This is a genomic window from Mesorhizobium sp. UC74_2 (assembly GCF_042701485.1).
GTDB lineage: Bacteria > Pseudomonadota > Alphaproteobacteria > Rhizobiales > Rhizobiaceae > Mesorhizobium.
The window spans coordinates 2128190-2148466 of sequence record NZ_CP170562.1 but is presented as its reverse complement, the minus strand read 5'-3'; the positions used below and the strand labels follow the sequence as shown (position 1 = coordinate 2148466).

General features: G+C 60.7%; 24 protein-coding genes. 7 read left to right on the top strand and 17 right to left on the bottom strand.

Annotation, left to right across the window (positions count from 1 at the left end):
• Positions 1-16: 16 nt before the first annotated feature.
• The 5 genes from frr to ACFJIU_RS10440 all read right to left on the bottom strand — a co-directional run bounded on the left by frr (position 17) and on the right by ACFJIU_RS10440 (position 3976).
• Positions 17-571 (bottom strand): ribosome recycling factor, encoded by a 555-nt coding sequence (gene frr, locus ACFJIU_RS10460; protein WP_129415073.1) that lies wholly within the window; start codon positions 569-571, stop codon positions 17-19.
• Positions 572-626: 55 nt separating this feature from the next.
• Positions 627-1349, bottom strand: a complete 723-nt coding sequence (gene pyrH / locus ACFJIU_RS10455) for a UMP kinase (RefSeq protein WP_054310889.1) — start codon at positions 1347-1349, stop codon at positions 627-629.
• Positions 1350-1509: 160 nt separating this feature from the next.
• Positions 1510-2616, bottom strand: coding sequence for an aldo/keto reductase (locus tag ACFJIU_RS10450; RefSeq protein ID WP_379070843.1), 1107 nt, complete (start codon positions 2614-2616; stop codon positions 1510-1512).
• Between the two features lie 43 nt (positions 2617-2659).
• Positions 2660-3202 carry a nuclear transport factor 2 family protein gene (locus tag ACFJIU_RS10445; RefSeq protein WP_379070840.1) on the bottom strand — a complete coding sequence of 181 codons (543 nt, stop codon included), beginning with the start codon at positions 3200-3202 and terminating at the stop codon, positions 2660-2662.
• 42 nt (positions 3203-3244) lie between these two features.
• Positions 3245-3976 carry a glucose 1-dehydrogenase gene (locus ACFJIU_RS10440; protein ID WP_379070837.1) on the bottom strand — a complete coding sequence of 244 codons (732 nt, stop codon included), beginning with the start codon at positions 3974-3976 and terminating at the stop codon, positions 3245-3247.
• A gap of 98 nt (positions 3977-4074) precedes the next feature.
• Here ACFJIU_RS10440 and ACFJIU_RS10435 point away from each other — a divergent pair, with 98 nt between their 5' ends.
• Positions 4075-5106, top strand: coding sequence for a LysR family transcriptional regulator (locus ACFJIU_RS10435; RefSeq protein WP_379070834.1), 1032 nt, complete (start codon positions 4075-4077; stop codon positions 5104-5106).
• On the opposite strand, the gene tsf is transcribed toward ACFJIU_RS10435, so the two are convergent.
• The 5 genes from tsf to ACFJIU_RS10410 form a co-directional block, all read right to left on the bottom strand.
• Positions 5022-5942: a translation elongation factor Ts gene (gene tsf, locus ACFJIU_RS10430; RefSeq protein WP_379070831.1), complete on the bottom strand. Its 921-nt coding sequence runs from the start codon at positions 5940-5942 to the stop codon at positions 5022-5024. The two genes, ACFJIU_RS10435 and tsf, sit on opposite strands and share 85 nt — an antisense overlap.
• 222 nt (positions 5943-6164) lie before the next feature.
• Positions 6165-6950: a 30S ribosomal protein S2 gene (rpsB, locus tag ACFJIU_RS10425; protein ID WP_326892195.1), complete on the bottom strand. Its 786-nt coding sequence runs from the start codon at positions 6948-6950 to the stop codon at positions 6165-6167.
• Between the two features lie 208 nt (positions 6951-7158).
• Positions 7159-7770, bottom strand: coding sequence for a LysE family translocator (locus ACFJIU_RS10420; protein WP_379070827.1), 612 nt, complete (start codon positions 7768-7770; stop codon positions 7159-7161).
• Entirely contained in the window at positions 7767-8045 is a 279-nt protein-coding gene (locus tag ACFJIU_RS10415; protein ID WP_379070825.1) for a DUF4031 domain-containing protein, read from the bottom strand. Before ACFJIU_RS10415 ends, ACFJIU_RS10420 begins: the two co-directional genes overlap by 4 nt.
• A 19-nt stretch (positions 8046-8064) precedes the next feature.
• A complete protein-coding gene (locus tag ACFJIU_RS10410; protein WP_379070822.1) occupies positions 8065-8898 on the bottom strand; it encodes a cell envelope integrity EipB family protein in 834 nt (277 codons plus the stop codon).
• 136 nt (positions 8899-9034) lie between these two features.
• On the opposite strand from ACFJIU_RS10410, the gene ACFJIU_RS10405 reads away from it, so the two are divergent.
• Genes ACFJIU_RS10405 through ACFJIU_RS10395 form a run of 3 tightly spaced genes read left to right on the top strand, consistent with a single transcriptional unit; the run spans position 9035 to position 11495 of the window.
• A complete protein-coding gene (locus ACFJIU_RS10405) occupies positions 9035-9499 on the top strand; it encodes a RidA family protein (RefSeq protein ID WP_379070819.1) in 465 nt (154 codons plus the stop codon).
• An 11-nt stretch (positions 9500-9510) separates the two neighbouring features.
• Positions 9511-10239: a glycerophosphodiester phosphodiesterase gene (locus ACFJIU_RS10400; RefSeq protein ID WP_379070817.1), complete on the top strand. Its 729-nt coding sequence runs from the start codon at positions 9511-9513 to the stop codon at positions 10237-10239.
• 41 nt (positions 10240-10280) lie between these two features.
• Complete coding sequence (locus ACFJIU_RS10395; RefSeq protein ID WP_379070814.1) at positions 10281-11495, top strand: GNAT family N-acetyltransferase; 1215 nt, start codon at positions 10281-10283, stop codon at positions 11493-11495.
• 69 nt (positions 11496-11564) lie between these two features.
• On the opposite strand, the gene ACFJIU_RS10390 is transcribed toward ACFJIU_RS10395, so the two are convergent.
• Positions 11565-11897, bottom strand: a complete 333-nt coding sequence (locus tag ACFJIU_RS10390) for a DMT family transporter (protein WP_379073040.1) — start codon at positions 11895-11897, stop codon at positions 11565-11567.
• Between the two features lie 78 nt (positions 11898-11975).
• Between ACFJIU_RS10390 and ACFJIU_RS10385 the strand changes: the two genes are divergently transcribed.
• A complete protein-coding gene (locus ACFJIU_RS10385; RefSeq protein ID WP_379070811.1) occupies positions 11976-12398 on the top strand; it encodes an HIT family protein in 423 nt (140 codons plus the stop codon).
• A gap of 11 nt (positions 12399-12409) precedes the next feature.
• On the opposite strand, the gene ACFJIU_RS10380 is transcribed toward ACFJIU_RS10385, so the two are convergent.
• Positions 12410-12760, bottom strand: a complete 351-nt coding sequence (locus ACFJIU_RS10380) for an AzlD domain-containing protein (protein WP_379070808.1) — start codon at positions 12758-12760, stop codon at positions 12410-12412.
• The gene (locus tag ACFJIU_RS10375) at positions 12757-13350 is read right to left on the bottom strand and encodes an AzlC family ABC transporter permease (protein WP_379070805.1); all 594 of its coding nucleotides are present in this window, start codon (positions 13348-13350) and stop codon (positions 12757-12759) included. The genes ACFJIU_RS10380 and ACFJIU_RS10375 overlap by 4 nt, the downstream gene beginning before the upstream one ends.
• 259 nt (positions 13351-13609) lie before the next feature.
• On the opposite strand from ACFJIU_RS10375, the gene ACFJIU_RS10370 reads away from it, so the two are divergent.
• On the top strand, positions 13610-14404 hold the full coding sequence (locus ACFJIU_RS10370) for a class I SAM-dependent methyltransferase (RefSeq protein WP_379070802.1): 795 nt from the start codon (positions 13610-13612) through the stop codon (positions 14402-14404).
• Between the two features lie 23 nt (positions 14405-14427).
• Here the strand turns inward: ACFJIU_RS10370 and ACFJIU_RS10365 are convergent, their stop codons facing one another.
• The 4 genes from ACFJIU_RS10365 to ACFJIU_RS10350 form a co-directional block, all read right to left on the bottom strand.
• The gene (locus ACFJIU_RS10365; RefSeq protein ID WP_379070799.1) at positions 14428-15057 is read right to left on the bottom strand and encodes a chloramphenicol phosphotransferase CPT family protein; all 630 of its coding nucleotides are present in this window, start codon (positions 15055-15057) and stop codon (positions 14428-14430) included.
• Positions 15058-15131: 74 nt separating this feature from the next.
• The gene (gene clpA, locus ACFJIU_RS10360; protein WP_379070797.1) at positions 15132-17600 is read right to left on the bottom strand and encodes an ATP-dependent Clp protease ATP-binding subunit ClpA; all 2469 of its coding nucleotides are present in this window, start codon (positions 17598-17600) and stop codon (positions 15132-15134) included.
• 6 nt (positions 17601-17606) lie between these two features.
• Positions 17607-17933 carry an ATP-dependent Clp protease adapter ClpS gene (gene clpS / locus ACFJIU_RS10355; RefSeq protein WP_165358363.1) on the bottom strand — a complete coding sequence of 109 codons (327 nt, stop codon included), beginning with the start codon at positions 17931-17933 and terminating at the stop codon, positions 17607-17609.
• 264 nt (positions 17934-18197) lie between these two features.
• The gene (locus ACFJIU_RS10350; RefSeq protein ID WP_129415035.1) at positions 18198-18527 is read right to left on the bottom strand and encodes a phasin family protein; all 330 of its coding nucleotides are present in this window, start codon (positions 18525-18527) and stop codon (positions 18198-18200) included.
• A 319-nt stretch (positions 18528-18846) separates the two neighbouring features.
• Between ACFJIU_RS10350 and ACFJIU_RS10345 the strand changes: the two genes are divergently transcribed.
• Positions 18847-20241, top strand: a complete 1395-nt coding sequence (locus ACFJIU_RS10345) for an SPOR domain-containing protein (RefSeq protein ID WP_379070795.1) — start codon at positions 18847-18849, stop codon at positions 20239-20241.
• Positions 20242-20277: the final 36 nt, after the last annotated feature.

The window sequence follows — 20277 nt, the reverse complement described above, 5'->3', positions numbered from 1 at the left end:
TCGGCTGTAGCCGAGCCTAAACCTGCATGATCTCTGCTTCCTTCTCGGAAAGCAGCCGGTCGATGGTCGTGATCGTCTCGTCAGTCAGCTTCTGAACGCGATCGGACTCCTTGCGATGATCGTCTTCGCTGATATCGCCGTCCTTTTCGGCCTTCTTCAGGTAATCCATGCCGTCGCGGCGCACATGGCGGGCAGCAACACGGGCGTTTTCAGCATAACCGTGGGAAATCTTGACCAGTTCCTTGCGGCGCTGCTCGTTGAGTTCAGGCAGCGGAATGCGCAGATTGGTGCCATCGACGATCGGATTGAAACCAAGGTTGGATTCGCGAATGGCCCGGTCGACGGCACCCACCATCGACTTGTCCCACACCGACACCGAGATCATGCGTGGCTCCGGCACCGAAACGGTTGCGACCTGGTTGATGGGCATCGCCGAGCCATAGGCCTGGACGTGCACGGCATCGAGCAGGTTGGAGGACGCACGCCCCGTGCGCAACGAAGCAAGGTCTTGTTTGAAGGCGGCGATCGCCCCGTCCATGCGTCGCTTCAGATCGTTGTAGTCGCCACTCATTGTCGTCTCCCCGGCCCGCTGTCCGGGCCACTTGCGTCAGGGCTGAGCCCTGTTGTCAATTGTCGGCTACCACCGTGCAGTGGCCGCCGCCCTTCAATATCTCGCCGAAACCGCCCTTTTCGTGGATCGAATAGACGATTATCGGAATGTTGTTTTCCCGCGCAAGCGCAATTGCAGCCGTATCCATGATGGAAAGGCCCTTATTGATGACTTCGGCGTGGGTAATGCGATCGAAACGGGTTGCTGTCGGGTCCTTCTTGGGATCGGCCGAATAGACGCCGTCCACCTGTGTGCCCTTGAACAAGGCATCCGCGCCGATTTCGGCAGCGCGCAGCGCCGCTGCCGAATCGGTCGTGAAGAAGGGATTTCCGGTTCCACCGGCAAAGATCACCACCTTGCCCTGGTTCATGTAAGCGGTCGCCTGGCGCTGCGAGAAACTCTCGCACAGCTCCGGCATGGCGATCGCAGAGAGCACCACTGCGTCGACGCCGATCTTGTTGAGCGAAGTGCGCAGCGCCAGCGAATTGATGATGGTGGCCAGCATCCCCATGTGGTCGCCGGTCACCCGATCGCCCCCTTTCGAAGCGACAGCCACGCCGCGGAAAATATTGCCGCCGCCTATGACGACGCCGACTTCGACGCCAAGTGCCCTCGCCTCGGCAATGTCGGATGCAATGCGGTCAACTACCGAAACGTCGATGCCGAAATGCTGCTCGCCCATCAACGCCTCGCCCGACGCTTTCAACAGGACACGTCGGTAGAGCGGTTTGGTTGTCATTGGGTCCCCTGGGGTCATGTCGCGGGATGGTCCCGGGCGAAGCCCGGCGCTGTCCCGTACAGTTGGCGATGTGCTGCACCGGATACACGAAGGGCGCGGCCATGTCACGCCGCGCCCTCCTCCGATGGCCTTCACCTGTTGATGGATTCGCCGGCTTTCCTTAATTGACGCCGGCGTACGTTCCTTCAACCAGAGTCTCCGGATAGTAACCTGAGGGCTTGGAGCCGATCGTGGCGCCGCCGCTGATGCCACCCTGGATCTCGGATCCGAAGAAGGAATACGGAAACGGAACAACGGGGCGGCTGACGAGTTCGAGCCTTGCCCGCAACTCGGTCGGAATCTCGAAATCCAGGGCCCCAAGATTGTCCTGCAATTGCTCCACCCTGGTCGCACCGATGATGGTGGAGGCCACGCCGGGTTGCGTTGCCACCCAGTTCAGCGCTACCTGCGCCATGCTTCTGCCAAGCATTGCCGAGACCTTTTCGAGTTCGGCGACAATCGCCCAATTTCGATCATTGAATTTCTGGAAACCGGGATTGGTCGTCCCACGCACCGTTTCCAGGCGCCCGCTCACCTTCCGAGCATCACCGGAGTGGTACTTGCCACTGAGCAGTCCGCTGCCCAGCGGGCTCCAGACCATGATACCGGCACCGTGCCGGGTGCCAAACGGCACGAACTCATGCTCAATGTTGCGTTCAACCAGCGAATACTCGAGCTGCAGTGTCGAAATCGGCTCAAAGCCGCGAAATTCCGCAACGGCTTGTGCGCGGCTGGCATACCAGGCCGGCACATCGGACAGACCGACATGCCGGACCTTGCCGGCACGCACCAGATCATCCAGCGTGCGCATCACCTCTTCCGGCGGCGTCAACCGGTCCCAACAATGCAGGATGTAAAGGTCGACATAGTCGGTTCCGAGCCGCTTCAACGAAGCATCAAGCGCCCGCACGATGTTCTTGCGGCCATTACCGCCGGTGTTGGGATCCGGCCCTTCCAGATTCATACTGAACTTGGTGGAAATGACCGCCCTGTCGCGCAGTCCCCTCTCCGCGATGAACGCACCTAGCCAGGTCTCGGATGTGCCGCCCGTATAGGCGTCCGCGGTGTCGAAGAAATTGCCACCCGCCTCGACATAGGTGTCAAACAGCGCGCGCGCTGCTGTTTTGTCGGCACCCCAGCCCCACTCGGTGCCGAAGGTCATCGCACCAAGTGCGAGCCGACTCACTTTGAGGCCGCTGTTACCAAGCGTGTAGTAGATCATGCCCATGGAAGTCTCCTGAAATCCCGACGCTTTCTTGCAGCTGCACGGCTCATCTGCCGGGCGTGGTCTTCACCCAGTCGTTGCCGCGCTCATGTATCTTGTGAAAAGCAAAGGCATCGACTGCCCAGCCTCTGCTGCCCCGCACCATTTCTGCCGTGTAGGTACCCCACACCTCCCACAGCGGATCACCATTGCCTTCCATGCGGTTCCAGGCATAGCCATTCGATTTCACCACGGCCCGGTCCCCATCGATGGATACATCATGGTTGGTGCGCAGATGCAGGCTGGTCTTGCCGCCCTTCAGGTTCCCGGCCCATCCGGCGATCAGCTCATCGGCCGGGATGACGGTTTCGGGCTGGCCGCTGAGCGAACTGAAATCGACCCGCACGCGGTCGGCGAAGTAGCCGCGCGCCAGCTTCCAGTCCTGTGCGTCGACGGCGCGGTCAATCTGGTCGACAATGCGGATCAGCGCACGCTCGTCGACAAGTCTTCGCAGTTCAGCGTTCGAGGGTTCGGTTGCTGCGGCGCTGCTCCCCATGTCCGGAGCGGCCGCCACTGCAGCGTAAAGCGCAAGGCGCGTCAAAGCGTTCATCGTCGTTCCTCTTTCGATATCAGTTGATGGGAGCTGGGGCAGTCAGAAGACGCCGCCGCCGGCACCGACATTCTGGCCGGTCACCCAGCGCGCCGCATCGCTGGCAAGGAACGCCGCGACTTCAGCGACTTCCTGCGGGGTGCCAATGCGACCGAAGGGCGACATGCCTGCCGCAACAACGCGATCCCGATCAGGCAGGAGCTCGGTGTCGGTGAAACCCGGCGAGATGGCGTTCACCGTGATGTTGCGCGGCCCCAGTTCGCGCGACAGCACACGTACGAACTGCTCCACGGCGCCTTTGCTGCCAAGATAGAGGGAGGTCTGGCCGAAGAACATCTTTGTACCGCCCGTCGAGGTGACGACGATGTGTCCGTTGTCACGCAGCCGTTTCGCCGCTTCCTGCAGGATGAAGAAGACACCCTTGGTGTTGGTGTCGAAGACACGGTCATAGTCTTGTTCGGTGGCCTCGACGAGCGGCTTGATGATCGCCGTTGCGGCATTCGCCACGACAATATCGGGTCTGCCAAACGCCGCCTCGGCCTCATCGAAAAGTCGGCGGATGTCGACGGGGTTCGACACATCGGCCTGAACCGCAATCGCCTTTCCGCCCTTCGCCTCGATTTCATCAACGACTTCTCGCGCACGGCTTTCGTTCTCGAGATAGTTGATGACCACGCCTGCACCATCATCGGCCAGTCGTTCAGCGATCGCACGACCGATACCACGTGAGCTTCCGGTCACGATCGCGGTCTTTCCTTCAAATTGCCCCGACATTGCGTGCTCCAGCTTGATGTTCCGTCATCAAGATGGCGGCTCCAGGATCAATTGATAATGTCGTTTTATCTGCACTCATTATGCGATACGATTCATGAATGGATCGCGATCTGCTTGGCCATTTGCCCGTTATCGTCGCCGTGGCGCGACGCGGCGGTTTTGCGCCCGCTGCAGCGGAACTTGGCATGAGCCCATCGGCGGTCAGCCACGCGGTGCGACTGGTCGAGGAGCGGATAGGACAGCCGCTGTTTGCTCGTACGACCCGTTCCGTCGCCCTGACGGAAACGGGGCGAGCGCTGGTTGCCATAGCCGAACCCGCCCTGGACGATATTGCCGAACGCATGGAAAGCATCCGTGCCGTGAAAGGCCGCGCCAGTGGCTTGTTGCGGCTCAACACCTCACGGGTGGCGCTGACGCTGGCGCTGCTGCCGGTGTTGACGGCCATGGCGGAGCGCTATCCAGATGTGACCATCGAAATATTCACCGACGAACGACTGACCGACATCGTCGGAGACGGTTTCGACGCCGGCGTTCGGCTGGGCGAGATGATCGCGCAGGATATGGTCACAGTGCGGCTGACGCCGCCCTTTCGCACCGCCATCGTCGCCTCGCCCGCCTACATCGGCCGAAATGGCAAACCTGAAAGCCTGGGTGAGCTCGCCGACCACAACTGCATCGGCTACCGGCTGCTGCGGTCCGGCGCGCTCTACCGTTGGGACCTCCTGGAGAATGGCAAAGACGTCAGCGTGGCTACGCGCGGCACCGCGATCGTCAGCGACCCTATGTCGGCGCGCGACCTCGCGCTTGCCGGAATAGGACTGGCCTACGCCTTCGAACCTCTGCTGCGGACAGATCTTGCAGCCGGGAGACTGGTTGAGGTTTTGCCCGAGACATCTATCGAGGAACCAGGCTTGTTCCTCTATTTCCCACGCCGCGCCTCAATGGCACCGAAGCTGCGTGCCTTCATCGACACCGCGCAAGAAATCGGCCGGGCATCCTCGCGGACACCCGGCCGATCAAAAAGCCAGAATGAAGCTTCGAGCGATTATTTCTTGACTGCCGCAGCGACCTCGGCCGCGAAGTCGGTCTCTTCCTTTTCGATGCCTTCGCCGAGGGCGAAGCGCAGATAGGCGGTGATCTTGGCCGGAGCGCCGATATCCTTCTCGGCAGCCTTCAGCGCCTGCTCGACGGTCAGGTCGGGATTCAGCACGAAAGCCTGCTTCAGAAGCACGACTTCCTCGTAGAATTTGCGCAGACGGCCTTCGATCATCTTCTCGATGACGTTTTCCGGCTTGCCCGAAGCGCGGGCCTGCTCGGAGAAGATCGCGCGTTCACGCTCGACGGCTGCCTGATCCAGCGCGTCGACGTCGAGCGACAGCGGGTTGGTGGCGGCAACATGCATGGCGACCTGGCGCGCGAAGGCACCAGCCTTGTGCGCGTCGCCGGCGGTCTCGATGGCGACCAGCACGCCGAGCTTGCCGAGATTGTCGGCAACCGCGTTGTGAATGTAGGTCGCAACCGCGCCTTCAGTGACCGTCAGCTTGTCGGAACGACGGAAGCCGAGGTTTTCGCCGATTGTGCCGACGGCGTCCTTGATGGTGTCCGTGACGCTCTTGTCGGAACCCGGATACTTGGCAGCAGCAACGGCCTCGGTCTTGCCATAGGCCAGCGCGACCTTGGCGACATTGGCCACGATCTCCTGGAAGGCATCGTTTCGGGCAACGAAGTCGGTTTCGGAGTTGACTTCGACGATCGCGGCTTCGCGCAGGCCGGCGTCCACAGCGATAAGGCCCTCGGCGGCAGTGCGGCCGGCCTTCTTGTCGGCCTTGGCGATACCCTTCGCGCGCAGCCAGTCGACCGCCGCTTCCATGTCGCCGTTGGTTTCGGCCAGGGCCGCCTTGCAGTCCATCATGCCCGCGCCGGTGAGGTCGCGCAGTTCTTTGACCTGTGCTGCTGAAATGCTCATTGTCGCCTCTTTGTTTCGCAATAGGCTGGCGCACCATCGATTCTTCGATGATGCGCCGCGTTCAGGCGCTTAACGCGCCAAGATATGAAATTGATGAAGGCCTGAGGCGGCCCTCTACCTTGGAGCGTTTCCGTTTTTCACGGAAACGCGGAACCGCTCCAAGTTTTTTGTTTCACCGCATCTATGCGACGCCAGGTGATGCCACCTGGCCGCGAAAATGCCTTACGCTTCCGGAGTCTCGCTGGCCGGGGTCTCGCCGAGAACCGGCTCGACCGGAGCTTCAGCCGCGGCGCCGATGTCAACGCCCAGCGCGCCCTGCTGGCGGGCGATGCCGTCGATGGCAGCCTTGGCGATCAGGTCGCAGTAGAGCTGGATGGCGCGGGCGGCATCGTCGTTGCCCGGGATCGGGAAGTCGATCTTGTCCGGGTCGCAGTTCGAATCGATGATGGCAACGACCGGAATGCCGAGGCGCTTGGCTTCGAGAATTGCGTTCGCTTCCTTGTTGGTGTCGATCACGAACATCAGGTCCGGGGTCGAACCCATGTCCTTGATGCCGCCGAGAGCCTTGTTCAGCTTCTCGCGCTCACGGTCGAGGTTCAGGCGCTCCTTCTTGGTAAAGCCCTGGGCTTCGCCACCGGAGAGCAGATCATCAAGCTTGCGCAGACGCTGGATCGAGTTCGAGATCGTCTTCCAGTTGGTCAGCATGCCGCCGAGCCAACGCGAATTCACGTAATACTGCGCCGAACGCTGTGCGGCATCGGCAACGATGTCGGAAGCCTGGCGCTTGGTGCCGACGAACAGCACGCGGCCGCCCCGGGCAACGGTGTCCGAAACCTGCTTCAGCGCCTGGTGCAGCAGCGGCACAGTCTGCGACAGGTCGATGATGTGGATGTTGTTGCGGGCGCCATAAATGTAGGGCGCCATCTTCGGGTTCCAGCGGTGGGTCTGGTGGCCGAAGTGAGCGCCAGCCTCGAGAAGCTGACGCATGCTGAAATCTGGCAGAGCCATTGTCTAGTTCCTTTCCGGTTGACCTCCACGGACATTTGACGGTTTCTGGAAAACCGGATCGAAAGCGCATTGCTTTTCGGGGTTAACCTGAGCCGCCACCGGAGGTTTCAGCCGGATTTCTCCCGGACAGACACCAAAGCCCGTGTGTGGAATGGTCGCGCCTATAACCGTGTTGCAGCGCAAAAGCAAGCCTGCTGGCCGTGCCCTGCTATCGCGCAGCTATAAAGGCTCCCGTACCAATCATCGCACCTCCGGCGACGCGGTTCATGATACGCATGCGCGCGGGCACCCGGAACCAGTACGACGCACGACCCGACAATGCCGCGTAAAAACCCATGGTCAGGATGTTGGCCGAAACCACGACAGCAACCACGACAAGGCCATCGGCAAAGGTCATGGCATGGAGATCGAGAATCAGCGGCATGATCGAGGCATGGAACAGGATCGCCTTGGGATTGCCGAGCGCAATCGAAGCTCCAAGCACGAAGGAGCGAACGAACCGGCTCTCGCCCTTGCCACCTTCTTCCGCCCGGGCGGCCGCCGAGCGCCACATCTTGATGCCGAGATAGATCAGATATGCGGCACCGGCATATTTCAGGACCAGGAATATCCATTCGAAGGTCTGCACCAGGGTGACCAGCCCGAGGAGCGCCAGGGTGACCAGAACGGCATCACCCGCCGCCACTCCCAGGCCGGCGGTAAAGGCCCGCGCGAAACCGCGCGAAACGCCATTGGTGATCACCGCAAACATTGCTGGCCCCGGCGTCATCGCCGCCAGGATGACCGCGGTGCTGTAGGCAAAGAAGGCCGTCAGTGTCATGTCCTCACCTTCCCGTTCTTGATCCGAACGCGCCGGAACACGGCAACGATCTCCTCGCGGCTGCATTCGATGGCGCCAAGCCGCACCGCGCGATCACGCTCGAACCCCGTAATATCGTAATGCGGCGCCGATGTCTTCGGCGGTCCCTGATAGGAAGAACGCTTCACGCCAAGCTGAGCCGCGAACCCATGCAGTTCGTTGATGTCATCGGCAAGAAGATGGCACCAGCGATGGCCAGCCCATTTCCAGATTGCCGCATCGACATAGACCGCCATGGAACCGGCAGCAGCGCCGCTACTGCTTGCAGGGCTTCTGCGGCGTATCGAACAACGACAGATTGACCAGCTTGCCCGTCATCGAGAAATCGCCGTAGTCCATCGTGAGATCCCGCGTCAGTCCGTTCTCATGCAGCTTGAAGGAGATACGATAGGACGGCAGCTCTTCGCCATCAGCCTTGTCGGTCTGGTCGAAATAGGCGATGTCGACCGGCCAGTATTTGTCCTTGCTGAACTTGGCGAGCGCCGAAACCTCCGGATCGTCCTTCGCCGCAGCCACGGGCTTGCCGACCACCACAGTCGTCGTCATCACCTTGTCTGCCGTGTCCGACCCGTCATACAGGCTGGTTTCGTAGAAGGTCTCGCCCTTTTCCGCCTTGCCGATCAGTTCCACCAGATGCTGGGTGGGGAACTGGGTCGAGGTCAACTCCAGGGTCTTCCTGTCAGGTTTGTCCAGGACGACCTTGAGATCTTTGGGCTCCTTCGTCGCCGTGCCCTTGATTTCCTTGTCCATCGACTGATCGACAAAGGACTTTGTCACGAAGGAGAAGGTCTTGCCCTGCGCGTCTTCGAAGGTCGTGGTCTGCTGGTCGGTAAGGCGCGTGTTGTTGTCGTTGGTCGCGATCTGCGTCACGAACCGGAACTTGACTGTATAGCCTTCGCAAGGCGAGCCGTTGAATTCGTAGACCATGCGCCCCGACAGGCCGGTGATGCCTGACCGATCGGAAGCTTTGTCCAATGCAAGGTCATAGACGGCGCGGTGTGGCTGCAGCAACGGCGCGGCAAAGACTGGAGCAGCGGGCAGAGCAGTGGCGAGCAGAAAGGCACTGGTTAGAAGGCGCGTCACGCGCATGGGCAGCTCCGGTCGGTGCGGCTGACAGCTGAGCCGCAAAAGATGATCCACATCACAAAAAGTCGTGGCGGAAGCGTGTCAAACAATGCAGTTTCGACCCAACCAACGCGACACCTTCAAGCAATAGGGAATTACCATGGGCGAAACAATCGAAAAGCGGCTAAGCGATCTCGGCATCACCTTGCCGGTGCCCGCCGTGCCGGTCGCCAACTACGTCCCGTTCGCCCGCAGCGGCAATCTCCTGCTGACCTCCGGCCAACTGCCTTTGAAGGATGGCAAGCTGACCGCGACTGGCCTGCTTGGCCGCGACGTTGATGTCGCCACCGGTCAGGAAGCCGCGAAATATTGCGCCGTCAACATCCTGGCGCAGGCCAGGGCGGCACTCGGCGACCTCGAAAAGATCCGCCGAGTCGTCAAGATCACTGTATTCGTCGCCTCGACCCCCGATTTCGTCGAACAGCACCTTGTCGCCAACGGCGCATCCGATCTGCTGGCGACCGCGCTCGGCGAAAAAGGCAAGCATGCTCGCTCGGCCGTCGGCAGCGCGTCGCTGCCGCTCAATGCCCCCGTAGAAATCGAAGCAATCCTGGAAGTCGAATAGGCACTTCGATCATGACCGACATCTCCTGGTTGACCGCCCGGCCGATCGCACATCGCGGCTTTCACGACCTCAACGGCAAACGTTGGGAAAATACGCTTTCCGCCTTCTCCGCCGCGATCGAGCGCGGCTATGCCATCGAGTGCGACGTGCACCTGTCGGCCGACGGAGTGCCTATCGTCATCCATGACGACGACCTGCGCCGGTTGACCGGCACCGAGGGTTTCGTCTGGCAGCGGACAGCTGCCGAAATGGCGCAGTTGCGTGTCGGCGACACCGACGACCATCCGCCAACATTGCGTGAACTGCTCGATCTCGTTGACGGGCGCGTACCGCTCGTCGTCGAGATCAAGGGTACGCCCGGACATGACGCCGGGCTTGTCAGGGCGGTGGGACGCCTGCTCAAGCGCTACGAAGGCCAGGTCGCCATCATGTCCTTCGATCATTGGCTGATCCGCGAATTCGAGACGGAAGCACCTGGCATTCCCGGTGGCTTGACCGCCTATGGTACCGGCAACCATGAAACCGAGGCGCATTTTTCCATGCTGGCACATGGTATCGTCTTCACGTCCTACGCCGCCGGCGACCTGCCCAATCGCTTTGTTTCCTTCGTAAGGGAAAAGCTCGGCATGCCGGTCATCACCTGGACCATCCGCGACCAACCTGCGATCGACCTCACCTTCAGATATGCCGACCAGATGACATTCGAAGGATTCGAGCCCGATCACGCACAGGTCGCCTGACCCATCTTGCACGCGCTGCGACGGACCATAGATAACACGCCATGGACCAGAGCGACGATGTGAAGGAACCCGACGAGGCTGGCTATGCCGTGCGCATAGCCGCCGGCATCAATGCCTTCACCCGCGAGGAATGGGATAGCCTCTCTGGCACGACAAGGACATCGAAGAGCGGTTACAATCCATTCATTTCATTTGATTTTCTAAGCGCGCTGGAGGAATCCGGCTGTGCCGTTTCGCGCACGGGCTGGCAAGGCCATCATCTCAGGCTGGAAACCGCCGACGGCAGGTTGCTGGGGGCTGTACCTTGCTATGTGAAGTCACACAGCCAAGGTGAATACGTGTTCGACCATGGCTGGGCAGACGCCTTCGAACGTGCCGGTGGCAACTATTATCCCAAGCTGCAATGTTCGGTGCCGTTCACGCCTGCCACAGGACCTCGCCTGCTCGTCTCGGACCGCGAAGACGCCAGTACGGTAAGAGCCGGTCTGGCCGCCGGGCTGAAACTCGTCACCGAACGGCTTGGCGTTTCATCGTCACACGTCACCTTCGCGGGTGAAGACGACATAGCCACACTCGAAGCCGCGGGGTTCCTGCATCGAACAGACCAGCAGTTTCATTTCTTCAACGAAGCCTATGACTGCTATGACGATTTCCTTGCCACGCTGGCGTCGCGCAAGCGCAAGGCCTTGAAAAAGGAGCGCCGTGAGGCGCTCAGTCCCGGCATCAGCATCGAGCGGCTGACCGGCAGGGCCATCACCGAGCAGGCCTGGGACGACTTCTTCACCTTCTACATGGATACCGGCGGACGCAAATGGGGTCGCCCTTACCTCAATCGCCGTTTCTTCTCGCTGATTGGCGAGCGCATGGCCGATGACATCCTGCTTGTCATGGCCAAGCGCAACGGCCGCTATATTGCCGGAGCCATCAACTTCATCGGCTCCGACACGCTCTATGGCCGAAACTGGGGCTGCATCGAGGACCATCCGTTCCTGCATTTCGAGGTCTGCTACCATCAGGCCATCGATTTCGCGATTGAGAACAGGCTGAAAGTGGTCGAGGCAGGTGCCCAGGGCGAACACAAGCTGGCGCGCGGTTACCGGCCGGTGACGGTACATTCGGCACATTACATCGCCCACCCCGGCCTCAGGCGAGCCGTCGCCGACTATCTCCTGCGCGAACGCCGCGAAGTGGCGGCAATGAGCGACTATCTCGACGAGCACACTCCGTTCCGCAAAGGCGAGCCAGTCACCGATTGATGCGCCACCGAGACGAGGTGTCCATTCAGACGCCGCAAGAAGCTCTGAGCTTGTTGATTCCGTGTCGTGCTAGTGCACGACTGTCTTGGAAAACACGTTGATCACCACCACGCCCGCCACGATCAGCCCCATGCCAATCAGCGCCGGGGTGTCGAGCGCCTGCCGGAACCAGATCCAGCCGATGGCCGTGATCAAGGCGATGCCGGCGGCACACCAGAGCGCGTAGACAATTCCGACCGGCATGGTGCGCAGCGGCAGCGACAGGAAATAGAAGGCGAGCGCATAGCCCGCCACGGAAACGAGCGACGGTCCAAGCCTCGTAAATCCCTGTGTTTCCTTCAACGCTGTCGTGGCGACCACCTCGAACAGGATCGCGACCACCAGATAGATATAGTTTTGCAACATGCTTTTCCGGCGCCTGATTTCGTGCAACCTGCAGGATGAGTACCCCAGCCCGCCCGACAGCACGAGAGGCACACCATGAGCTATGACGATACCAACATCTTCGCCAGGCTGCTGCGCGGTGAGATCCCTTCGCACCGCGTCTACGAAGATGATGCCGTAATCGCCTTCATGGATGTCATGCCACAAGGCACGGGGCACACCCTGGTCGTTCCGCGTGCACCCTCACGCAATCTACTGGACGCCGCCCCGGCGACGCTGGCTCCCCTCTTCGCCGTAACCCAGAAAGTAGCACAGGCCGTGAAGAAAGCCTTTGCCGCCGACGGTGTCACCATCATGCAATTCAACGAACCGGCTTCCGGGCAGACGGTCTACCATCTGCATGTGCACGTCATTCCGCGCTTTGAAGGTGTGCCGCTCAAGCCCCACAGTGGCGGGATGGAAAAGCCCGAGGTGCTGGCTGCGAACGCCGAAAAGATCAAGTCGGCCCTGAATAGCTGATCGGCCCAGGGTCAGAACTCCAGATAGAGCCCGGCCAGCAGCAGAAGTTCGGCCACGATGATGCCGACGACCATGCGCTTGCCTGACAACAAGTAAACGGCGAAGCCAAGGCCTGCCGCGGCAATGCGCAGCATGGGCGATGTGTGCGCAAGCGCACCACCGGGAAAGACGATTAGATTGCCGATGACGGCGGCGACAAGCGCCGTCGCCATCGTGCGGACCAGCACAAGCAGGTCAGAATCTTCGGAAAGCTTGCCGCCGAGATAGACGCCGAGGAAGCGCCAGATGTCGGTGGCGGCGAAGCCGGCAACGAGAATGAACAGATACGGCCACCACCAGGCACCGTTGGAAAAATAACTCATGCCGCGCCCGCCTTGCGCCGCCAAAGGTGCCAACCATAGGCAGCCGTGCCGCCAACCATTCCAGCGGCCAAGAGATCGAATTGCGGCAGCAGCACGTGGAAGACCGGCCCGAGAGCAAGGCCCAGAACCATCGCCACGTGCCCTACCCGCTCGCGTGCAGAACCCCACAACGATGTCAGGAAGTACATCGGCGTAAGCATCAGGAGCGCCGCCGAAATGGTGGAAGGCAGCGCATCCGCCACCGCATAGACGGCGGTGACCACGATGATGTTCGACGTGACCAGCGTGCCGCCGAGCCCGGCGTAGTAGGTTGTGCGCATGTCACGCGGAATGTGCTTCAGGCGCTCCATCGCCAGGACCCATGAGGTCACCGCCACGAAATGCGCAAGAAGGTAGAGCACCCATTGCCGGGTCCTCTCGGTCCGCATCTCGGGCACGAGCGCCATCACCATCGGCATCAGGCGTATGGCTGACAACGTCACCGCAAACAATGCCGCCGGCAGCGCGACACCTGACACGATCGCGCCCACGAGGACTACCATGGAAGGCAACGCCCAGACGGTTCCGGTCATGAAGGCGGCTTGCGCCATCGTGACTCCGGCATCTTTTGCCAGTGCAGCGAATCCGACGAAGGAGCTGACGAGGATCAGGCCGGGAAGGGAAAATGCTGCGCGAATGCCGCGTAGGAACCAGGTCGAACGAGGTACTGCCGTGTCGGAGGTAGAAGGCGACATATCCCGGCCATAGCATGGGCTGCCACGTGATGCGACCACGCCGAAAGGTGGATTCCGTCTTTCCATTGATCCAGGAAAAGCTGTAAGCAGCCGCCCTCTGGCTGGAGATACGGCGATGGATGAACAGGAAGTAGGCCGATACTGGGAAGCCAACGCCGAGACATGGACCCGGCACGTGCGTGCCGGCTACGATGTCTACCGGGATGCTCTGAACACACCGGCATTTCTGGCGTTCTTGCCAGAGATTCGAGGGCTCGGTGGTATAGACATCGGCTGCGGCGAGGGCGAAAACACGCGCCAGCTCGCGCGGGCGGGCGCCCGCATGCAGGCAATCGATATCGCCCCGACCTTCATCCGCCATGCCAAGGAATCCGAGGCCTCCGCCCCCCTCGGCATTGTCTATCAGAACGCCAGCGCAACGGCCCTGCCCTTTGCCGATGCAACATTCGACTTCGCCACGGCGTTCATGTCGATGATGGAAATAGCCAGGCCGGAGATTGCCCTTGTCGAAGCATGCCGGGTGCTGAAGCCGGAAGGATTCTTCCAGTTCTCGATCCTGCATCCCTGCTTCGTGCCGCCCTACCGGCGCAACATCCGCGACGACAACGGCGAGGTACATGCTGTCGAAGTCGGCCGCTATTTCACGGCAACAGACGGCGCGATCGAAACCTGGCACTTTTCAGCCGCACCGGCCGATGAACGGGCCGAAGCCGAACCTTTCCGCGTACCGCGCTTCCACCGCACGCTCAGCCAGTGGGTAGCTATGACCGTGCAGTCTGGCTTTGTCATCGAAGCCTTGGGCGAACCCATGGCAAGCGAGGAAACTGCGGCGGCAGAGCCTATTGTGGCCGACACCCGGGTAGCCCCGATCTTTCTGCATTTTCGACTGCGCAAGCCGGCGAGCCGATAACCGGCCAGCTTCTTGGCGATAATCTATCGTATTCCCGCAATCGTCTCGAACGCGCTTGCCAGCTGTAGTCCCTGGTCAAGGCACCCGCGGATCGCTTGCGCACATTCCGGAGGCGTAAGCAACGAAGTGTCGACTTCCAGATCGTAGATTCCAGGCTCATGTACGGCCGACTGCCATCGGCGCACAGGGAGTGGGACCGGGTCATCGCTGGAACCGACCAGATAGCGCCCCTCCCGCCCCGGCTCCGAATGACGACGACGTTTCATGATTTCGTGCAGTGGGCATCTCACACCGACGAACAGAACCGGCAGGCCTTTGAGGCGAAACGCACAATCGGCAAGGATATTCAACGGTTTGGAATAGGAAGTGTGATGCCCGACATCCGTCACCACATTCAGACCAAGCCGACTGTGCGCCGCGATTGTTTCATATAGCGCCGCGTAGAGTGTCGGAACGATTGCCTCCAGGTCCGGGCGCTCGCCACCTGGCCTGAGACCGATACCGGGACGATAGCGCGGTGGCGTTACCAGCTCATAGGCATCGACGCCAAGGTTCATCCACGTGCCGTCAAAGGTTTCCTGAATCGCCCGCGCTATACTCGACTTCCCCGACCGCGGTGCGCCATTCAAAATGACGATCTGACCCAAACTCATTGTCGTCGCCTTCCTGGGCAAACAAGAAAAGCCCCGTCACCGGGGCTTCTCTGTCACTTGTCGGCCTGCGCCGGTCAGTTCTTGCGCGGCAGTTGCGGCACAAGGCTGCGCTTGCCGCCGTCCTTGCCCTTGGGCTCCGACTTGGAAGCGACCGCCTTCTTGGCGACCGCCTTCTTGGCCGTCGCCTTGCGTGGCTTCGGTGCGTCCTCTTCCGGTTCCTTCTTCGGCTTCACCGGTGTCTCGTCGGCCAGTGTTTCGAGCTTGAGCCCGGCTTCGCCGGTCTCCTTCTTTTCGACGCTGACACGCACTGTGCCACCATGTTTCAGCTTGCCGAAAAGCACTTCGTCGGCGAGCGGCTTCTTGATGTGCTCCTGGATGACGCGGCCCAGCGGACGTGCGCCCATGCGCTCGTCGTAACCCTTGTCGGCGAGCCATGCGATCGCCTCTGGTGACAGGTCGAAGGTGACGCCGCGCTCCGAAAGCTGCGCTTCCAGCTGCATGACGAACTTCTGCACGACCTGATGCACCACCGGCACCGGCAGCGAGCCGAACGGGATGATGGCGTCGAGACGGTTCCGGAACTCCGGTGTGAACAACCGGTTGATCGCCTCGACATCGTCGCCTTCGCGCTTGGTCGAGCCGAAGCCGATCGCCGCGCGCTGCGCATCTGCAGCGCCCGCATTCGTGGTCATGATCAGGATCACATTGCGGAAATCGATCTGCTTGCCGTTGTGGTCGGTCAGCTTGCCGTGATCCATCACCTGCAACAGGATGTTGAACAGATCCGGATGCGCTTTCTCCACCTCGTCAAGAAGCAGCACGCAATGTGGGTGCTGGTCTACTCCGTCGGTCAGCAGACCGCCCTGGTCAAAGCCGACATAGCCGGGAGGCGCGCCGATCAATCGCGAGACTGTGTGGCGTTCCATATATTCCGACATGTCGAAGCGCAGCAGCTCGACACCGAGCGAAGCCGCGAGTTGCTTGGCCACCTCGGTCTTGCCGACGCCGGTCGGGCCCGAGAACAGATAGGAGCCTATCGGTTTCTCCGGTTCGCGCAGGCCGGCGCGCGCCAGCTTGATCGCCGAGGTGAGCGCCGAGATAGCCGTGTCCTGGCCATAGACGACACGCTTCAACTCGACATCGAGACCGGCGAGAACCTTCTCGTCATCCGCGGAAACCGTCTTCGGCGGAATGCGCGCCATGGTGGCGATCGTCGCTTCGATCTCCTTGATGCCGATCGTCTTCTTGCGCTTGCCTTCAGGCAACAGCATCTGCGAAGCACCGGTTTCGTCGATCACGTCGATCGCCTTGTCCGGCAGCTTGCGGTCGTTGATGTAGCGAGCCGAAAGCTCGACCGAAGCCTTGATGGCGTCGCTGGTGTACTTGACCTTGTGGAACTCCTCGAAATAGGGCTTGAGGCCCTTCATGATCTCGATGGCATCCTCGACGGTCGGCTCGTTGACATCGATCTTCTGGAATCGGCGGACAAGCGCACGGTCTTTTTCGAAGAACTGACGAAACTCCTTGTAAGTCGTTGAGCCGATGCAACGAATCGCCCCGGACGACAGAGCCGGCTTGAGCAGGTTCGATGCATCCATGGCACCGCCCGAGGTGGCACCGGCGCCGATGACGGTGTGGATCTCGTCGATGAACAGGATGGCGCCGGGATAATCCTCCAACTCCTTCACGACCTGCTTCAGACGCTCCTCGAAATCGCCGCGATAGCGCGTTCCGGCCAGCAGTGTGCCCATGTCGAGCGCAAAGATGGTGGCATCGGACAAAACTTCCGGCACGTCCCCTTCGACGATACGCTTGGCCAGACCTTCGGCGATCGCGGTTTTACCGACGCCAGGATCGCCGACGTAAAGCGGATTGTTCTTCGAGCGGCGGCACAACACCTGGATCGTGCGGTTGATTTCAGGGGCACGACCAATCAGCGGATCGATGCGGCCCGCCTTTGCCTTGTTGTTGAGATTCACGCAGTACGCTGTCAGCGCGTCCTGCTGCTTCTTCTTGCTGCCCTCTTCCTGCTGCTCGGCACCGTTGTTGGTGCCGCTCTGCTCGTCCTCGGCGCCGCGCGGCGACCGATTCTCGGACGAACCGGGACGCTTGGCTATCCCATGCGAGATGTAGTTGACCGCGTCATAACGGGTCATCTGCTGTTCCTGCAGGAAATACGCGGCATGGCTCTCGCGCTCTGCAAAGATGGCGACGAGCACGTTGGCGCCGGAGACTTCCTCGCGACCGGACGACTGCACATGGATAACGGCGCGCTGGATGACGCGCTGGAAACCCGCCGTCGGCTTGGAATCCTCGTCATAGCCGGTGACGAGGTTGTCGAGTTCGGTGTCGATGTAGGTCAGGACAGTCTGCTTCAATTCGTCCAGATCGACATTGCAGGCGCGCATCACCGCAGCCGCCTCATTGTCATCGATCAGGGCCAGCAGGAGGTGTTCGAGCGTCGCATATTCATGGTGACGTTCGTTGGCGAAGGTCAGCGCCTGATGAAGCGCCTTTTCCAGGCCCTGGGAGAAAGCCGGCATGTTACCTCACTTCTTCTCCATCACGCATTGCAGCGGATGTTGGTTCTGTCGGGCGAAATCCATGACCTGAGACACTTTGGTCTCGGCCACTTCGTAGGTGTAGACCCCGCACTCGCCCACGCCGTGATTGTGGACATGCAGCATGATGCGCGTGGCGGCCTCGCGGTCCTTCTGGAAAAAACGCTCCAGCACATGAACCACGAATTCCATCGGGGTGTAGTCGTCGTTGAGGATCAGAACCCGATAGAGGCTGGGTTTCTTGGTCTTGGTTTTCGTGCGCGTGATGACGGCCGTTCCGCGACCGGTACCATTACCGTCGCTGCCGTTCTGCATTCGCGCCACACTCGTGGCAGTCTTACCGGTGGTCACGTATTCCTGCCTTCTGGATCGAATCCCCATCAGAACCCGACATGTAGGGTATCGATGCAGGATTTTAAGCCCTTCTGGTTAGCTGACAATATGGCTAGGTCCTCATTCAGTACCGTTTTTAGCAAACGTGAAGATGTCGCGCCGACGGAGACGAAAAAACCCGGCTGCGCAGGCGCAACCGGGCTCGCTGAGCGGGCCAGAAACCCGCAAACTGGCAGAAAATGATGCTTACTTCGCCTTGGCGGTAAGCGATTCGAACGGCTTGTAGGCGTCCTTGGCAAGGTCGGCATACAATTCGCTGATCTTGGTAGCCTCGGCCACGAAGGCCTCATAGGCCTGCTTGGCATAATCGGTCTGGAGTTCGACGGCGCTCTCGATCGACTTTGCCGAGAGAAGCTTTTCGACATGCGCAGCGCCGTTCTCGAAGCTCTTCTTGGTGTATTCGGTCGCCTCGGTGGCGATTGCCTGCACGCCCTTGGAGAGCGAAGCAAAGCTCTTCAGGCCGGTGTCAGCGAATTCCTTGCCGTATTTGCTGAAATCCTCGTAGGTCTGGCTCATCGGGCATTCCTTTCGTGCGGATCGGCTAATTTGTGCGATGCATAAGATGTATGCTGCGATGCACAAAAAGTCAATTCCCGCGCGGATGCGCCACCAGCCCCTAAGATTCGAATAAAGCTCGCCTCAAACGCAGCCGAAATGGTGAACGGGGTGGTTACCATAAACGGATTGGTAACGAGCGTTAAAGTAGGTTGGCCAAATGCGGGGTCGGACCTTTGCCGACTCCCCGGGGTGCAAGCAAAATTCAAAGGAAGCAGCAGTGCGTCAGGCGTTAACAGGCATCGTGTCCAAGTCCGTATCCTCCCTTCTCAAAACCTCCATGGTCGCATCGCTCGCGCTGACATTCGCGGTGACGGATGTCGCGTCGGCGTTTGCCGCGCCGTCCTCCGCGATCGTTGTCGACGCCAAGACCGGCAAGACGCTCTACTCCAAGGACGCCAATGCGCGTCGCTATCCTGCGTCGCTGACCAAGATGATGACGCTTTACCTGACCTTCGAGGCGCTCGCCGCGGGACGGATCAGCAAGAACACTCCTGTGGTGTTCTCGGCCAAGGCCGCCGCGGAGCCCCCCACGAAGCTGGGTGTGCGCAAGGGCGGTGCCGTCACGGTCGAGACCGCGATCCTGTCGATGGTGACCAAGTCCGCCAACGATTCCTCGACCGCACTCGCGGAAATGATCGGTGGTTCCGAGGCGAATTTTGCACGGATGATGACCTCCAAGGCACGAGCGCTGGGCATGAAGGGCACGGTGTTCCGCAATGCCAACGGCTTGCCGGATCCGGGTCAGTTCACGACCGCGCACGACATGGCCGTCCTCGGCATGGCACTGCGTGAACACTACCCGCAATATTACGGTTATTTTTCCACGCGCTCGTTCGCTTACGGCAAGCGCCAGATCAACGGTCACAATCGCCTGCTCGGCCGCATCAAGGGTGTCGACGGCATCAAGACCGGTTACACCCGCGCCTCAGGCTTCAATCTGGTTTCATCGGTCGCCGACGGCAACCGCAAGCTGGTCGCGGTGGTGATGGGCGGCTCCTCGGGTGGCTCCCGCGACAAGCAGATGGCTTCGCTGATCCAGACCTATATGCCACAGACCTCGACCCGCAGCTCCGGTCCACTCGTGGCGCGCGCTTCCGGTGACACGGCAGTGGCGGCAATCGCCAATGTCTTCCTGCCCAAGAAGAACGCACCAACCCCTGATGAGAAGCCGGAGACCGTCGTCGCTTCGGCCGACGAGGCCGTCGCGGACGAGATTACGGCAGAAGACGCAGTGGTCGAGCCGGCACCTGAGAAGCCCTCCCGCAAGAGCAAGAAGGTGATTGCAGCTGCAGCTCCGGTTGTTACGGCCTCGGCCGCCGAAGTGGCCATCCCGGCGCAACTTCCGGTCGTGCAGGCCTACGCCCCTGTCGAAGAAACACCGATCGATCGCCTGATGACGGCTTCCACAAATGCGGGCTCCACGGCTTCGGGCAACTGGGCCGTGCAGATCGCCTCGGCACCGCGCGAGGCCGATGCCAAGGCACAGCTCGACAAGGTCGCCAAGCAGGCTGGCCGCGTGTTGGCGAAGGCTTCCGGTTACACCGTCGCCTTCGACAAGGACGGCACCACCTACTATCGCGCCCGTTTCGGTTTCGAGACCAAGGAAGCGGCATGGAAAGCCTGCAATGCGCTGAAGCGGAAGAGCATCTCCTGCTTCGCCGTACAGCAGTAAGCGGATTTCTCCCGGAAACGTATCTTATCGAAGGAG